Source organism: Paraburkholderia sp., from assembly GCF_024281035.1.
GTDB lineage: Bacteria > Pseudomonadota > Gammaproteobacteria > Burkholderiales > Burkholderiaceae > Paraburkholderia.
In genome coordinates, this window is sequence record NZ_JAMXLH010000028.1 from 16097 (window position 1) to 31561 (window position 15465).

Annotated in this window: 12 protein-coding genes; 9 read left to right on the forward strand and 3 right to left on the reverse strand. The window is 65.5% G+C overall.

The window, feature by feature from the left end:
* The first annotated feature begins 328 nt into the window (after positions 1–328).
* Positions 329–2041, forward strand: coding sequence for a 30S ribosomal protein S12 methylthiotransferase accessory factor YcaO (ycaO, locus tag Q0L30_RS08685; RefSeq protein WP_296653934.1), 1713 nt, complete (start codon positions 329–331; stop codon positions 2039–2041).
* Between the two features lie 127 nt (positions 2042–2168).
* On the opposite strand, the gene Q0L30_RS08690 is transcribed toward ycaO, so the two are convergent.
* Positions 2169–3077: a LysR family transcriptional regulator gene (locus Q0L30_RS08690; protein WP_296653935.1), complete on the reverse strand. Its 909-nt coding sequence runs from the start codon at positions 3075–3077 to the stop codon at positions 2169–2171.
* Positions 3078–3231: 154 nt separating this feature from the next.
* On the opposite strand from Q0L30_RS08690, the gene Q0L30_RS08695 reads away from it, so the two are divergent.
* From Q0L30_RS08695 to Q0L30_RS08715, 5 genes are all read left to right on the forward strand, one after another.
* Positions 3232–5355 carry a 3-hydroxyacyl-CoA dehydrogenase NAD-binding domain-containing protein gene (locus Q0L30_RS08695; protein WP_296653938.1) on the forward strand — a complete coding sequence of 708 codons (2124 nt, stop codon included), beginning with the start codon at positions 3232–3234 and terminating at the stop codon, positions 5353–5355.
* A 37-nt stretch (positions 5356–5392) separates the two neighbouring features.
* Entirely contained in the window at positions 5393–6589 is a 1197-nt protein-coding gene (locus Q0L30_RS08700; RefSeq protein ID WP_296653940.1) for an acyl-CoA dehydrogenase family protein, read from the forward strand.
* A gap of 11 nt (positions 6590–6600) precedes the next feature.
* Positions 6601–7764: an acyl-CoA dehydrogenase gene (locus Q0L30_RS08705; RefSeq protein WP_296653943.1), complete on the forward strand. Its 1164-nt coding sequence runs from the start codon at positions 6601–6603 to the stop codon at positions 7762–7764.
* A 64-nt stretch (positions 7765–7828) separates the two neighbouring features.
* A complete protein-coding gene (locus Q0L30_RS08710) occupies positions 7829–9043 on the forward strand; it encodes a CaiB/BaiF CoA-transferase family protein (RefSeq protein ID WP_296653947.1) in 1215 nt (404 codons plus the stop codon).
* A gap of 181 nt (positions 9044–9224) precedes the next feature.
* Entirely contained in the window at positions 9225–11273 is a 2049-nt protein-coding gene (locus tag Q0L30_RS08715; RefSeq protein ID WP_296653949.1) for a VTT domain-containing protein, read from the forward strand.
* A gap of 110 nt (positions 11274–11383) precedes the next feature.
* On the opposite strand, the gene Q0L30_RS08720 is transcribed toward Q0L30_RS08715, so the two are convergent.
* Positions 11384–11656, reverse strand: coding sequence for a hypothetical protein (locus tag Q0L30_RS08720; protein ID WP_296653952.1), 273 nt, complete (start codon positions 11654–11656; stop codon positions 11384–11386).
* A 139-nt stretch (positions 11657–11795) separates the two neighbouring features.
* Between Q0L30_RS08720 and Q0L30_RS08725 the strand changes: the two genes are divergently transcribed.
* The 3 genes from Q0L30_RS08725 (at position 11796) to Q0L30_RS08735 (ending at position 14182) form a co-directional block, all read left to right on the forward strand.
* Positions 11796–12869 (forward strand): Dyp-type peroxidase, encoded by a 1074-nt coding sequence (locus Q0L30_RS08725; protein WP_296653956.1) that lies wholly within the window; start codon positions 11796–11798, stop codon positions 12867–12869.
* Positions 12862–13662 carry a family 1 encapsulin nanocompartment shell protein gene (locus Q0L30_RS08730; RefSeq protein ID WP_296653959.1) on the forward strand — a complete coding sequence of 267 codons (801 nt, stop codon included), beginning with the start codon at positions 12862–12864 and terminating at the stop codon, positions 13660–13662. Before Q0L30_RS08725 ends, Q0L30_RS08730 begins: the two co-directional genes overlap by 8 nt.
* A gap of 199 nt (positions 13663–13861) precedes the next feature.
* Entirely contained in the window at positions 13862–14182 is a 321-nt protein-coding gene (locus Q0L30_RS08735) for a pyrimidine/purine nucleoside phosphorylase (protein WP_296653961.1), read from the forward strand.
* A gap of 128 nt (positions 14183–14310) precedes the next feature.
* Here the strand turns inward: Q0L30_RS08735 and Q0L30_RS08740 are convergent, their stop codons facing one another.
* Positions 14311–15465: an enoyl-CoA hydratase/isomerase family protein gene (locus Q0L30_RS08740; RefSeq protein ID WP_296653964.1), complete on the reverse strand. Its 1155-nt coding sequence runs from the start codon at positions 15463–15465 to the stop codon at positions 14311–14313.

Consider the following 15465-nt stretch of genomic DNA (forward strand, 5'->3'; position numbering starts at 1 on the left):
CCAGCGTCAATATTTATCTTGTAACTGTTTCACCAGGCTCACCGGGCCTCGTCGCCTGCCGACGGCTCGAAGCCGGCGGCGTTGAATGGTTCGAAGCCGGAGATCGAACGCCTGGTGTCTTGCCGCTGCCGTTCTTTGCGAAGATGAGTGGGGTTCGCCAGCCAGATTCGAGCAGCGGTCTTTTGCGGCCGTTCCACCCGAATGGCTAAACGTTGTGTGACCGCAATCCCGATATACTTCTCCCCTCGTTCCGCCTGCCCATTCCTCGCATCCAGCAGCGGCAACTCGTCGCAGCACCATCCTCTTAACCGCCCGCCAAGAAATCAAAATGAAAGCCGAAAACTTCATCCCCGGCAAAGATGCCTCTCTTGAATCGACCATTGAAACCATGCAGAAGATGCTGGCGGCACGCGGTTTCCGGCTCAACGAATCCTCTTTGCAGAATGAAGTCGAAGGGATCTGGTCGATCCATATGAAGGACAACGATTGCCCGATGCTGTTTTCCAATGGAAAGGGCACAACCGAACTTGCGGCACGGGCCAGCGCCTATGGTGAGTTTTTCGAACGCTTGAGCACACATTATTTTTGGACGCACTTTTATCTGGGAGAGACTCGCGCCAAACGTCCGTTCGTGCACTATCAGCAAGAGCGCTGGTTTGCGCCGACGGCAGACGGCAGTTGGCCGGCTGAAATCCTTAACCCGGAACTGCACGCCTTTTATAACCCCGAAGGCGAAATCGACGGCACCGTGCTGGTTGACCTCAATTCGGGCAATGTAGAGCGCGGAATCTGCACTTTGCCCTATACCCGTCTGCGCGACGGCGCACAGACCTTCATCCCGGTCAATATCATCGGCAACCTTTACGTCAGCAACGGCATGGCGGCCGGCAATACGATGATGGAAGCACGCACCCAGGCCTTGTCCGAAATCTTCGAGCGGCACATCAAGTATCGCGTGATCAGTGAAGGACTTTGTCTGCCCGAAGTGCCGGATGAAGTGATCGCGCGCTACCCGAACATCCGCAACGGCATCGCCGGGCTGCGCAAGGCGGGCTTCGGCATCCTGGTGAAAGACGCGTCGCTCGGCGGACGCTATCCCGTCATGAATGTGACCCTCGTACATCCTGAAGACCAGGGCGTATTCGCGAGTTTTGGCGCACATCCGCGTTTCGAGATTGCGCTGGAACGGGCGATGACCGAATTGCTGCAGGGGCGTGCACTCGACTCACTGGAAGGCTTTGCGGAACCAAGCTTCGATATGAGTGAAGTCAACGCGGTCGGTAACCTGGAAATCCATTTTGTCGATTCCAGCGGTGTGGTCAGCTGGGACTTCATGGGCGATATTCCGGATTTCCCATTCACGGACTGGAACTTCAGCAGCACCACTGAGGAAGACTACCGCTGGCTAGTCGATTGCGTCCATCGCGAAGGCAAGGATATTTACGTATCTGACTTCACCGAACACGGCGCCTATACCTGCCGCATCCTCGTGCCTGGCATATCCGAGATCTACCCGGTGGACGACCTGGAGTGGGAGAACAACAGCATCGGCAATGAATTGCGTCCTAAACTGGTGCGCCTGTCGGAGTTGAACCAGGAAGCGTGCGCGACCTTGCTGGCCGACCTGCAGACAATGAACCTGCACGATGAACGCCCGGTGTGGGAAATCCTCGGTCTCGCCATTCCAGTCGGTACGCCGTGGAAGCAACTTCGGATCGGTGAGCTGAAAACGCTGCTGGCGCTGGCCGTCGGCGATAAGGATGCGATCCTTGAAGGTTGCCACTGGATTCACCACTTCAAGGACCTGCCCCCGTCGCGCCGCATGGTGTATCGCTGCATCGAAAGCATGCTTAATCTCGAGGACGTGGAGACCTATCGTCGCTCGCTGGTGCTGTTGTTTGGCGCCGAAACCGTCCGCCAGGCCGAGGCACTACTCGATCGCAGTGAGCGCTTCTTCGGATTGGACGAATTGGGCGCGGACATGCAAGGCAGCGCGATGCACCAGACGTTGCTGGCGGCATACGACAAGCTGTTTGCCTGAGTGACCTGAAGCTGTGTCTGGCCGTTCGCAGACACCGTCCCGGGGCCACGGGAGGAGGAAAACAGCAGGAATTCGAATTGGCCGCACAGACGAAAACCAACCCCGGAATCCGAATACCCGTTTCCCCTCAGGTTGAAGCACCGCGCCCGGTCTTCCCCGCTTCGGCGAGCACGAATTCGATGAACGTAGCCGCCGCGCGCGTGTGGTGGCGATTCGGCATATAAAGCATGTACATGTGCGTGCCGAAGATGCTGAGCCGCCACGCGTCGAGCGACGTGACGGCTTCGCCGCTGCGCATGTCGTCGTGCACCACGTAATCGGGCACGATGCCCACGCCGAGCCCCGCCAGAATCGCCTGGCGCAGAAAAAGAAAATTCTCCGAAATAATCGACGGCTCCAGCAGGACTTCGTGGCGTGCGTCGCCGAGATAACCCGCGAGGCGTAATTGCCTGCCCACCACGGCGGCCGTGATGACGGGCACGGTGCGCAGTTCTTCGAGCCGCTGCGGCATGTCGTGCGCGCTGGCCCACGCCTTCGATGCGCACGCAACATAGCGCACCGGCCCCATGTCGCGCGCAACGAGATTCTGCGGCGGCTCCGACATCACGCGCACCGCGATATCGACTTCGTCGCGCAGCAGATCCTCCACGCGATTTTCGAACATCACGTCGAGCACGATGCCGGGGTAAAGCCGCTTGAACTGGATGAGCCAGTCGGACATGACGAGCTGGCCATAGCCGCTCGGCACCGAGAGCCGCACGCGGCCTTGCAGCGTCTGACCGAGCGTCGTGACCGACTCGCGCGCGGCAACGAGCGCGTTCTGGATCGCCCGGCCGTGTTCGTAAAGCTTCAGGCCGATTTCGGTCGGCTCGACGCGGCGCGTGGTGCGCCGTACGAGTTGCAGCCCAATCGACTTTTCGAGGTGGTTGAGGTGGTAGCTGACGTTCGCACGGCTCATCTTCAGCCGCCGCGCCGCCTCGCTCAGATTGCCCGCATCGAGGATCTCCACCAGCAGGGTCAACGCATTGACGTCCACGATCAGCTCACTGTCAAGGGTAATTTGACAGTCTGTCAACAAGGAATACGATTGTCAACGAAGCCTGACCAGTCCAAAATCGGCCGACATCCAAGACATCCAATAATCGGGCGCTTGCGCCACGCCGCCCGATCCGCCACTGGAGATACGCAACATGGCAGCCGACAGCATCCAACCCTCCCCCGTTCTGCATGAGTTGCACGGCAAAGTCCTGCTCGTGACGGTCGACAATCCGCCCGTCAACGCACTAAGCGTCGACGTACGGCGCGGCCTCGCCGCCGCGATCGAGCACGCCGAATCGAACGACGCCGTAGAAGCCGTGCTGATCGTCGGCGCGGGGCGCAACTTCATCGCGGGCGCCGATATCCGCGAGTTCGGCTTGCCGCCGCAGCCGCCCGCGCTGCCCGACGTCTGCAACCGCATCGAGGCGAGCCGCAAGCCGGTCGTGGCCGCGATTCATGGCGCGGCGCTCGGCGGCGGACTCGAAGTCGCGCTCGCCGCGCACTACCGTCTCGCCGTAGAAGGCGCGAAACTCGGCCTGCCCGAAGTGCAGCTCGGCCTGCTGCCCGGCGCGGGCGGCACGCAGCGCACGCCGCGCCTGATCGGCGCCGAAGCCGCGCTCTCGCTGATGCTGAGCGGCCGTCATGCGAGCGCGCAGGAAGCGCTGAAGCTCGGCCTCGTGGACCGCGTGGGCGCAAGCGACGACGTCCTCGCCGAAGGACTCGCCTACGCACAGGAACTGCTCGCCGCGCATGCGCCGGTACGCCGTACGCGCGACGCGCAAGGGCTCACGAGCCGCGAAGCCGCCCAGGCCGCCATCGACGCGGCGCGCGCCGAGACGGCGAAGAAATCGCGCGGCCTCTTTTCGCCGCTGAAGATCGTCGATTGCGTCGAAGCCGCACTGCGCGAATCGTTCGAAGACGGCCTGCGCTTCGAGCGCAAGCAGTTCCTCGAATGCCTCGACAGCCCGCAGCGCGCGGGCCTCATCCACGCGTTCTTCGCCGAGCGCGAAGTGCAGAAGGCGCCCGAAACGCGCAACGCCTCGCCGCGCGCCATCGACACGCTCGGCGTGGTCGGCGGCGGCACGATGGGCGCGGGCATCGCGGTCGCCGCGCTCGACGCGGGCCTGCCCGTGACGATGATCGAGCGCGACGACGCCTCGCTCGCGCGCGGTCGCGCGCACGTCGAGAAGGTCTACGACGGCCTGATCGCGAAGGGCCGCATGACGCCCGAGGCGAAGGCCAAAATTCTCGCGCGCTTCACCGGCAGCACCTCGTACGATGCGCTCGCGCAGGTGGATCTCGTGATCGAAGCCGTGTTCGAAGAGATCGCCGTCAAACAGGCCGTATTCGCCGAGCTCGACCGCGTCTGCAAGCCGGGCGCCGTACTGGCGACCAACACGTCGTATCTCGACATCGACGCCATCGCGGCGAGCATCTCGCGCCCGCAGGATGTGGTGGGGCTGCACTTCTTCTCGCCCGCGAACATCATGAAGCTGCTTGAAATCGTGGTGCCGAAGCAGGTTGCGGCGGACGTCGTCGCCACCGCTTTCGAACTCGCGAAGAAGCTGCGCAAGGTGCCCGTGCGCGCGGGCGTATGTGACGGTTTCATCGGCAATCGCGTCCTCGCGGTGTATCGCGCGGCCGCCGATCATCTGATGGAAGACGGCGCGTCGCCGTATCAGATCGACAAGGCCGTGCGCGACTTCGGCTTCGCGATGGGTCCGTACCAGGTGGCCGATCTCGCGGGCGGCGACATCGGCTGGGCCACGCGCAAGCGCCGCGCCGCGACGCGCGATCCGAAAGCACGCTACGTGCAGATCGCCGACCGCCTGTGCGAGCGCGGCTGGTTCGGCCAGAAGACGGGCCGTGGCTACTATCTCTATCCGCAAGGCGCGCGCACCGGCACGCCCGATCCCGAAGTCGAGGCCATCATCGACGCCGAGCGCGCACGCGCCGGGATCACGCCGCGCAGCTTCACCGATGAGGACATCATGCGCCGCTACATGGCCGCGATGATCAACGAAGGCGCGAACGTCGTGCACGACAGGATTGCGCTGCGCCCGCTCGACGTCGATGTCACGTTCGTCTATGGCTACGGCTTTCCGCGCTATCGCGGCGGCCCGATGAAATACGCGGATACGGTTGGCCTCGCAGCGATCCTCGCCGACATTCGCGAGTTCGCGAAGGCCGATCCGCTGTTCTGGCGCCCGTCGCCGCTGCTCGTCGAACTGGTGGAACGCGGCGCGAATTTCGCGAGCCTGAATCAATCGGCGTGAGCGTGTCGTCTCGCCGCCCGGACGGAGTCAAACAAGCATGGACCTGAAATTCACGGCGGAAGAAGAAGCCTTCCGCACCGAAGTGCTCGATTTCCTGCGCGAACGGCTACCGCAGCGCGTCGCCGACAAGGTGCGCAACGGCCGCCGCCTCACGCGCGACGACATGGCCGCGTGGCACGCGACGCTCAACGAGAAGGGCTGGCTCGCGAACCACTGGCCGCAGGAATATGGCGGCCCCGGCTGGAGCGCCGTGCAGAAGTTCATCTTCGAGAACGAATGCGCGATTGCGGGCGCGCCCCGCATCGTGCCGTTCGGCGTCAACATGCTCGGGCCCGTGCTCATCAAGTACGGCAGCGAGGCGCAAAAGCGCTACTGGCTGCCGCGCATTCTCGACGGCTCCGACTGGTGGTGCCAGGGTTATTCGGAGCCCGGCGCGGGTTCCGATCTTGCGTCGGTGCGCACGACCGCTGTACGCGATGGTGACCACTATGTCGTGAACGGCCAGAAGACGTGGACCACGTTGGGCCACTACGCGAACATGATCTTCTGTCTGGTTCGCACCGCAACCGACGTGCGCAAGCAGGAAGGCATCAGCTTCCTGCTGATCGACATGAGCACGCCGGGCATCGAAGTGCGGCCCATCATCACGCTCGACGGCGAGCATGAAGTAAACGAAGTGTTCTTCACCGATGTGCGCGTGCCGGTGGTGAACCTCGTGGGCGAAGAGAACAAGGGCTGGACCTACGCGAAATATCTGCTCACCTACGAGCGCACGAATATCGCGGGCGTCGGCTTTTCGGTGGCGGCGCTCGCGCGCCTGAAGCGCGCGGCGCAAAAGGTCATGCGCAACGGCAGGCCGCTTGCCGAAGATTCGTCATTTGCGGCGCGTCTCGCGAAGGTCGAGATCGATCTCGAGAACATGAAGACCACGAACCTGCGCGTGATCGCAGCCGTGGCGGGCGGCGGCGTGCCGGGCGCCGAAAGCTCGATGCTCAAGATTCGCGGCACCGAGATCCGCCAGGAGATTTCGTCGCTGCTGCGCCGCGCGATGGGACCGTACGCGGTGCCGTTCGTCGAAGCCGCGCTCGGCGAGGGCTACGCGGGCGAGCCCATCGGGCCCGACGAAGCCGCGAGCGCCGCAGCGCTCTACTTCAACAACCGGAAGCTGTCGATTTTCGGCGGCTCCAACGAAATCCAGAAGAACATCATCGCGAAGATGATGCTCGGTCTGTAAAGGGCGCCGCCATGAATTTTCAGCACACTGAAGAGCGCCGGATGCTCGCGGATTCGCTCAACCGCTTCATCGCCGATCAGTACGGCTTCGACACACGCGATAAAATCGCGCGCTCCGATGAAGGTTTCAGCGCCGACATGTGGCGCCGTTTCGCCGAACTCGGCACGATCGGCGCGCTCTTTCCCGAAGCGCACGGCGGATTCGGCGGCGAGGGTTTCGATGTGGCCGTCGTGTTCGAAGCGCTCGGGCGCGGGCTCGTGGTCGAGCCGTTTCTCGATACGCTGATCGTCGGGCGCGCGCTCGCGCATGCGGGCAGCGACGCGCAGCAGGCGCAGCTTGCCGCGCTGATCGACGGTTCGCTGATCGCCGCGCTCGCGCACGACGAGCCCGGTTCGCACTACGAGGCCGCGCGCGTCGCGACACGCGCGGTCAAACGCGGCGACGGCTGGGTGCTGCAGGGCGCGAAGGGCGTCGTGCAGCACGGCGAACAGGCGGACGTGCTGCTCGTTTCCGCGCGCACGGCGCTCGATCAGCCAGGCAACGAAAGCGACGAAGCAGGCATCTCGCTCTTTCTCGTGCCGCGTGGTGCAGATGGCGTGAAGGTGCGCGGCTATCGGAAGATCGACGGCGGGCGTGCCGCCGAAGTCGCGCTCGATGAAGTGACGCTTGGAATGGACGCGCTGGTCGGCGCCGAGGGCAGCGGCTTCGCGACGCTTGAGCACGCAACCGGTTACGGCCTGCTCGCGCTCGCCGCCGAAGCGGTCGGCGCGATGGACGTCGCGCGCGACGACACGCTCGAATACCTGCGCACGCGCAAGCAGTTCGGCGTGCCGATCGGCAGCTTCCAGGCGTTGCAGCATCGCATGGCCGACCTGCTGCTCGAAATCGAGCAGGCGCGCTCGGCAGTCATCAACGCGGCGGCGGCCATCGACGCGCCGCGCGGCGAACGCGAACGCGCGTTGTCGGCGGCGAAATATTCGATTGGACGCATCGGCGCGCGCGTCGCCGAGGAGTCGATCCAGTTGCACGGCGGCATCGGCATGACGTGGGAGCTGCGGCTCTCGCACTACGCGAAGCGTCTCGTCATGATCGATCATCAGCTCGGCGACGAGGATCATCATCTTGCGCGCTACATCGCACTGGGCGCACCGGGCCGCGCGGAGGCCCGAACGTGATGAACGTGACGTAGCACCAAACCCGGCGGGACGCGCCCCGCCAACGAACAAGGATCACTTGCTGATGCAGACCGACACCCGAACCTTGCCGCTCGCTGGCGTGCGCGTACTCGACCTTTCCCGCATTCTGGCGGGACCGTGGAGCGGGATGGTGCTCGGCGACCTCGGCGCGGAAGTCATCAAGGTCGAGCATCCGGGCCGCGGCGACGATACGCGCGACTGGGGCGTGCGCGTCGGCGTGACCGAGACCGCGTATTTCAACAGCGTGAACCGCAACAAGCGTTCGGTGACGCTCGATCTGCAAACGCCCGAAGGCCAGCGCATCGCACAGGATCTCGCGAAGACCTGTGACGTCGTGATCCAGAATTTCCGCTTCGGCGGTGCGGAAAAACTCGGGCTCGGCTACGAAACGCTGAGCCGCGAGAATCCGCGTCTCATCTATTGCTCGATCTCGGGCTACGACCGCACCGGCCCCGAAGCGTCGCGCCCCGGTTACGACCTTGTCGTGCAGGGCGAAGCCGGTCTCATGGCGATGAACGGCGAAGCCGGCCAGCCGCCGCTGAAGTTCGGCGTCGCGGCGGTGGATCTGTTCACCGGCATGTACTCGGCGCAGGCGATGCTCGCCGCGCTCTTCGAGCGCGAGCGCACCGGGCGCGGACGTCACATCGAAATGGCGCTGTTCGACTGCGGGCTCATGATCACGGCCTACTACGGCCTCGAAGCGCTCTTGCAAGGTGAAGATCCGCCGCGCTACGGCAATGCGCATCCGTCGATCGTGCCTTACGGCGTGTTCGATGCGGCGGACGGTCCGCTCGTGATCACGGTCGGCAACAACAGCCAGTACGAGCGCTTTTGCCGCGACGTGATCGAGCGGCCCGATCTTGCCGACGACGAGCGCTTCAAGACCAACATTCAACGCGCGCACAATCGCGCCGAACTGCTGCCCGAGCTCACGCACGAACTGCGTAGACGGCCACGCGCACTGCTGCTCGAACGGCTCTCGCGCGCGGGCATTCCGTGCGGCGAAGTGGCCGGGCTGCGCGAAGCGCTGCTCTCGGAGCGCGCGAGCGCAGCGGGCCTTGTCACTACACAGACGCACCCGCACACGGAGAGCGGCACGGTGCCGGTGCTCGCGCCGCCGTGGCGCTTCGACGGCGAGCGCATGCCCGTGCGGCGCGCGCCGCCGCAACTGGGCGAAGGCACGCGCGACGTACTGCAGTCGGTGCTCGGGATGTCCGAAGACGCCATCGACGCGTTGAAGGACAAAGGCGTGATCTGATCCGGCGGGTGCCCTGCCGGACGCTTCGTGAGGCGTGCGCACGCCGCACGCGCTTGACGGCATGTTTCGTTGGGCGCGCCACGATGCGATCCGCCCCCCGCCGTACGCCCGGGCGTGCACACGGGTATATTGCCGATGTCACCCGCACGTTCCCCCAATCGCCACCCAGCCCGGCCCGTCGATGGAGCACGCCTACGCCCACCTGCTGCACCTGCTCGCCGACCATGCCGAGTGGCTGCTCATTTTCGTGTTCGCGGCGGCCTTCCTCGAATCGATGGCGATCATCGGCACGTTCATTCCGGGCAGCACGGCCATGTTCATTGCGGGCGCGTTCGTCGGGACGGGCACGGTCAATCTCGGCTGGCTGTTCGTCGCGGCCATCGCGGGCGCCGTGGCGGGCGACGCCCTGAGCTACTGGATCGGCCATCGCTATCGCGACTCGCTCACCGAGATCTGGCCGTTCTCGCGCTACCCCGAGATCCTCGCCAAGGCGAAAGCCTATTTCGCGAGCCAGGGCGCACGCAGCGTGATCCTTGCGCGCTTCGTCGCGCCGCTGCGCGCGGTCGTGCCGGTTGTCGCCGGCATGGCCGGCATGACGCCGATGCGCTTTCTCACGATGAATGTGCTGTCCGCGCTCATCTGGGCGCCCGCGCACATCCTGCCGGGCGTGGTGTTCGGCGCCTCGCTGCAGATCGCGGGCGTGGTGTCGTTCCGGCTCGTCGTGATCGCGCTGATCCTCGCGCTCGCGGGCTGGCTCATCTGGCGCATCACGCGCATCCTGCTCCAGCATATCGACGCATGGGCGAGCGCCTCGCGCCGCGCCGCCGCACGCTGGGCGCTGCGGCACCACGGCGCGGCGGCACGGCGGCTCCAGCGCCTGCTCGACCCGCAGCAGCCCGCGCTGGGCGCCATCGTCATGATCACGGGCCTCGTGCCGGTTTTCGCGGCGATCTTTTCGTATGTGCTGAGCAATGTGCTGCGCGGCGATCCGCTCATGCAGATCGACCAGTCCGTGCGTCAGTTCCTGCGCTCGATCCACAGTGTCTGGGCCGACGCCGCGCTCGCGCGCATCGAAACGCTCGGCAGCAATGTGACGCTCGCGGCGCTCATCCTGACCGTCACCGTCTGGATGGCGCTCGAGCGGCGCCTGCGCTCGGTGGCGTACTGGGTCACGGCGGCGGCGGTCTCGCAGCTGGTGATTCTCGCGATCCGCCTTGCGGTCCATCACGCGCTGCCGAGCAGCGAGAGCGTCGCGGCCTTCGTGTTCCCGAGCGACCGCGTGACGTCGATGGTGATCGTCTACGGCTTCCTGATGTTCCTGCTGGTGCGCCGCGCCAACCGGGTGCAGGCCGCCATGGTGGCCTCGTTCGGCAACGTGATCATCGTGGCCGTGACGTTCGCGGGGCTGTATTTCGAGCGTTTCCTGTTCTCCGACGCGATCGGCGGCGCGGCGCTCGCGTCGATCTGGGTCGCGGCCGTCGTGCTGATGTCGCTGTGGCGCTATCCGCACCGTCCGACGCAGCGCCTGTTCATGCCCGCCGTGGTGCTCGTCGTGCTGGCCGCGGCGTTCGGCCTGCAGCGCGGCACGGAACTGCGCAAGGTGCCGCCCGTCGAAACGCCGCCGCTCGTCATCACGCAGATGGCCTGGACCGATTCGATGTGGAAGACTTTCGCGTGCTACCGGCTCGACATGAAGGGCGAGCGCCGCGAACCGATGACGCTCCAGTGGGCCGCCGACGCCGACGGCCTGCGCGCATCGCTGCGCGACGCGGGCTGGCGCGAGGGCGCGCATTTCTCGATGCGCAATCTGCTCTCGCTCGTGGCGCCGCAGGTGGACGTGCTGTCGCTGCCGCTGCTGCCCAAGCTGCACAACGGCCTGCCGTCACCGCTCGTGTTCGAGCGCGCCCCGGTTCCCGCCGACCCCGCGCACCTGGGCAGCCGGCGTGACGTGCTGCGCTTCTGGCCGACGGGCTACGCATTGATGCCCAACGACGGCGGCAGCAATGGCAGCAGCGGCGCGGTGCCGATCTGGACCGGCTCGCTGATCCACGAGCGGCTGCGGCGCGGGTCGTGGCCGTTCAACGTGCTCACGGCCTCGCCCGAGGAGGACGGCAGCGCGCTCGACCTCGCGGCGGCGGGCGAACCCATGGCATGGCGCGTGCTCACGGTGCCGGGCGGGGCTCGCTGCGAAGGCCGGCCGGTCACGCTGATCGCTTCGGAAAAGCGGTAGCCACTAGCCGCACTGGCCGAACGAAGCGCCGCATTGCTGCGGCACCCTTCGCCCTTCTTCGGCATACCGTGCGCGGCCCTCCGGATGCGGCAAAAACCGCGGCGTTCCCGTCAATCCACGCGTTCCGCCCAGCTTCCGTTCGCACGGAAGCGGTCGATGCGCTTGCGCGCGTCGGCGTAGGCGGCATCGAGCGCCGAGTCGGCCCCGGTGAAGTTGCGCATCATGTCGTGAAAGCGAATGCTTTGCCCTTCCAGATGCGCGTCGGCGCCGTGGCGGCAGATATAGCCGCTGTAGTGAAACAGCGGTTCCGGCGAGCGCGGCCCGAAAGCCGGAATCGGCAGCACCCAGATTTCGAAGCCTTCGTGCTCGGTGTGATCCCACATGATCCATCTCCAGTGCCAGGATGACGACTATCGTCGCATGCGGCACGCCCCGCCTGCAAACGCCCTTTTCGCCAGTTGACTACACTATGCGCTCACGGGGTTTTTCCTTTTCGACCTACGCCAGGGAATCCATCTGACCATGACGCCATCCAGCGCCCCGCCCCAACCCCAGTCCGTTTCCACTTCCGTTACGCGCAGCGCGTTCTTCATCGTCGCGACCGTCAACGACGACGACGCCAGCCACGCTACCGTGCGCGCCTGGTGCGCGGATGTCGCGAATCTCACGCGTGCGGTAGGCAAACGCGTGCCTGCGGGCAATCTCAGCTGCGTCGTGGGCTTCGCCTCCGAGGCATGGAATCGTCTCTTCGGCGCGCCGCGTCCTGCCGAACTGCATCCGTTTCGCGAATTCGGCTCGGGCGAGCGCGTCGCCGTGGCGACGCCGGGCGATCTGCTCGTGCATATCCGCGCCGATCAGACCGACCTGTGTTTCGAACTGGCGACGCAGTTGATGACCCGCCTGGAAGGCGCGGTGACGACCGTGGACGAAGTCCACGGCTTTCGCAACTTCGACATGCGCGCGATCATCGGTTTTGTCGACGGCACGGAAAATCCGGTCGGCGACGAGGCCGCGCATTTCACGGTGATCGGCGACGCCGACCCAGGCTTCGCGGGCGGCAGCTACGTGCTGGTGCAGAAGTACCTGCACGACATGAAAAGCTGGAACGCACTGCCGGTGGAGGCGCAGGAGCACATCATCGGCCGCACGAAGCTGCAGGACATCGAACTCGGCGACGCCGTGAAGCCGGGCTGGTCGCACAGTTCGCTCACGACGCTCGAAGACGCCGATGGCGACGAGATCAAGATCCTGCGCGACAACATGCCGTTCGGCCAGCCCGGCAAGGGCGAATTCGGCACCTACTTCATCGGCTACGCGCGCTCGCCGCAGCCCATCGAACAGATGCTCGAAAACATGTTCGTCGGCTTGCCGCCCGGCAATTACGACCGCCTGCTCGACTTCAGCCGCGCCGTGACGGGCGGGCTCTTCTTCGTGCCGTCCGAACCGCTGCTCAAAGCGCTCGCCGGGCGCGAGCCGCCCGCCGCGCAGTCCATCGCGACACCCGCTGTTGCCCCCACTGTTGCCCCCGCCGCTGCAACGTCCGCCGACGGCTCGCTTGCCATCGGATCCCTCAAAGGAGCACCACGGTATGAATAACCTCCATCGAGAACTGGCGCCCATTTCCACGGCGGCCTGGTCGCAGATCGAAGAAGAAGTTGCGCGCACATTCAAGCGCCTCGTCGCGGGCCGCCGGGTTGTCGATGTGACGGGTCCGGGCGGCTCCGATCTCGCGGGGGTCGGCACGGGCCGCCAGATCGGCATCGAAGCGCCGCTCGAAGGCATGCGTGCGCGCCAGCGCGAGATGCGGCCGCTGGTCGAACTGCGCGTGCCGTTCGTGCTGTCGCGCGAGGCGATCGACGACGTCGAGCGCGGCGCCGAAGACTCCGACTGGCAACCCGCCAAGGACGCGGCCATGCGGCTCGCCTTCGCGGAAGACCGCGCGATCTTCGACGGCTACCGCGCGGCGCAGATCACGGGCCTCCGCGAAGGCTCGTCGAACCCGGTGTTGGCGCTGCCCACGAACGCCACCGACTACCCCGCGCTCATCGCGAATGCCCTCGAAGAGCTGCGCCTGCAAGGCGTGGACGGCCCGTACACGGTGCTGCTCGGCCCGGAGGCCTATACGGCCGTGAGCGAAGCGAGCGACCGCGGCTATCCGGTCCTCGAACACCTGCGCCACCTCGTGAGCGGCGAAATCATCCTCGTGCCCGCCATCGCCGGAGCCAGCATCCTCAGCACGCGCGGCGGCGACTTCGCGTTCCATTTGGGCCAGGATGTGTCGATCGGCTATCTGAGCCACGACGACCAGAGCGTGCGCCTCTATCTGCAAGAGAGCTTCACGTTCTTGCTGCTGACCGCCGAGGCTTCCGTGTCGGCCAGGCCGGAATAAGCGCGCGGGCGCGGGCTTCTCGCCCGCGCAGCCGGAAAATCGCTTATGGCGGGCGTGGCCGGTATGATATCGGGCTCGTTTCGCGCGAGCGCGCGGCAGCAGCAGCAGCATGCACCACAGCGTGCAACGCATCGCGCGGTTGCCGCGCGGTTGCCAGCGAACCCCGAATCCAATCAAGACGACTCAGAGGAAGACCGCCATGACAACCACCACGCAATTCGATCAGGTTTCCGTTCTCAAACGCGCCAACGTCTATTTCGACGGCAAGTGCGTCTCGCACACGGTGCTGTTCGCCGACGGCAGCCGCAAGACGCTCGGCGTGATCCTGCCCGGCACGCTCAATTTCGGCACCGATGCGCCCGAATTGATGGAAGTGCAGGCGGGCCAATGCCGCATCCGACTCGACGGCAGCAGCGAATGGAAAACCTATGGCGCGGGCGACACGTTCGAGGTGCCGGGCAAGAGCCGCTTCGATATCGACGTGATCGAAACGCTCGACTACGTCTGCAGCTATCTGTGAGCTTCCGGGCGGCGCGACGGAAAGCAGCGCGCCGCAGCCCTGAGGGCCGTCGCGCGCGCCGCGCATTGCAGTCTGCTCGTGCAGGCTGATCATGCAACCTGCGCATGCAACCTGCGCGCACAACCTTCTTAAGCGCCCAGATCCGCGAGCGGATGAACTTCGCTGCGCCAGGGCGACGCGAGAAAATGCTGCACGCTCTCGGGACGCACTTCGGGCAGCGTGGCCGGAGCCCAGCGCGGCGTGCGGTCCTTGTCCACGAGATGCGCGCGCACGCCCTCGCAGAAATCCCCCTCTTCGATCGCGCGCGACACAATCCCGAGTTCCATGCGGAAGCTCTCCGCGAGCGTCAACTGGCGGCCGCGCAGCAGCGCTTCGCGCGTGACTTCGAGCATCGTCGGCGAGTAGTGCGTGAGCGCGTCGAGCGTCGCCTTCCGCCACGCCTGCGCGTCCGCCGGCGCGGTTTCGTCGGCGAGATCCGTCTGCAACGCGTGGACGATCTGCTCCACCGTCCCGCGCCGCGTGAAGTACTGCTCGATCAGCGGCGCGTGCGCTGAAAGGGTGGCGAGCGCAGCGGGCTGTGCATCGTGGCACGGCGCGTCGAACACGCGGCGCAGCATCGCATTCGCGCCGCCTTCCATCGACGCCTCGGCAAGCCGCGCTTCGAATCCGTCGATCCATTCGCCCGGCACGCAGATATCGGCAAGACTGCAGTGGAGCGCGTCCGCACCGGACAGCATCACGCCGGTCAGGCCCACGTAGAGTTCCATCTCCACCGGCATCGACGCCAGGAAATGCGTTGCGCCGACATCGGGCAGCAAGCCGATGCGCGTCTCCGGCATCGCGATCTTCGTACGCGAGGTTGCGATCCGCAGCGTCGCGGCCTGGCCGAGGCCCATTCCGCCGCCCATCGTCACACCGTCGAGCAGCGCGACGATAGGCTTGGAAAACGTGTGCAGCGCGTAATCGAGCCGGTATTCGTCGACGAAGAACTGCCTCCAGCCCGTCTCGCCGAGCACCTCGCCTTGCCGCGCCAGCTGGTATAGCGCCCGCACGTCGCCGCCCGCGCAAAAGCCTTTTGAACCGGCGCCGTTGAGGACCATCGCGACGATTTCGTCGTCGGCGCGCACGCGCTCGATCACTGAAGCCAGCTCCCGCACCATCGCGTGCGAAAGCGCATTGAGCGCCGCGGGACGATTGAGCGTCACGATCGCGACGCGGTTGACGACGCGATACAGCACTTCAGCTTCCTGAGTGGTCTGCAAGGAAGCGGGTGTTGCACTCAT

Excerpts from the sequence above, each read along its gene's own strand:
- ycaO (WP_296653934.1), top strand. The coding sequence starts at position 329 with ATGAAAGCCGAAAACTTCATCCCCGGCAAAGATGCCTCTCTTGAATCG.
- Q0L30_RS08695 (WP_296653938.1), top strand. The coding sequence starts at position 3,232 with ATGGCAGCCGACAGCATCCAACCCTCCCCCGTTCTGCATGAGTTGCAC.
- Q0L30_RS08700 (WP_296653940.1), top strand. The coding sequence starts at position 5,393 with ATGGACCTGAAATTCACGGCGGAAGAAGAAGCCTTCCGCACCGAAGTG.
- Q0L30_RS08705 (WP_296653943.1), top strand. The coding sequence starts at position 6,601 with ATGAATTTTCAGCACACTGAAGAGCGCCGGATGCTCGCGGATTCGCTC.
- Q0L30_RS08710 (WP_296653947.1), top strand. The coding sequence starts at position 7,829 with ATGCAGACCGACACCCGAACCTTGCCGCTCGCTGGCGTGCGCGTACTC.
- Q0L30_RS08715 (WP_296653949.1), top strand. The coding sequence starts at position 9,225 with ATGGAGCACGCCTACGCCCACCTGCTGCACCTGCTCGCCGACCATGCC.
- Q0L30_RS08720 (WP_296653952.1), bottom strand. The coding sequence starts at position 11,656 with ATGTGGGATCACACCGAGCACGAAGGCTTCGAAATCTGGGTGCTGCCG.
- Q0L30_RS08725 (WP_296653956.1), top strand. The coding sequence starts at position 11,796 with ATGACGCCATCCAGCGCCCCGCCCCAACCCCAGTCCGTTTCCACTTCC.
- Q0L30_RS08730 (WP_296653959.1), top strand. The coding sequence starts at position 12,862 with ATGAATAACCTCCATCGAGAACTGGCGCCCATTTCCACGGCGGCCTGG.
- Q0L30_RS08735 (WP_296653961.1), top strand. The coding sequence starts at position 13,862 with ATGACAACCACCACGCAATTCGATCAGGTTTCCGTTCTCAAACGCGCC.
- Q0L30_RS08740 (WP_296653964.1), bottom strand. The coding sequence starts at position 15,465 with ATGAGTGCAACACCCGCTTCCTTGCAGACCACTCAGGAAGCTGAAGTG.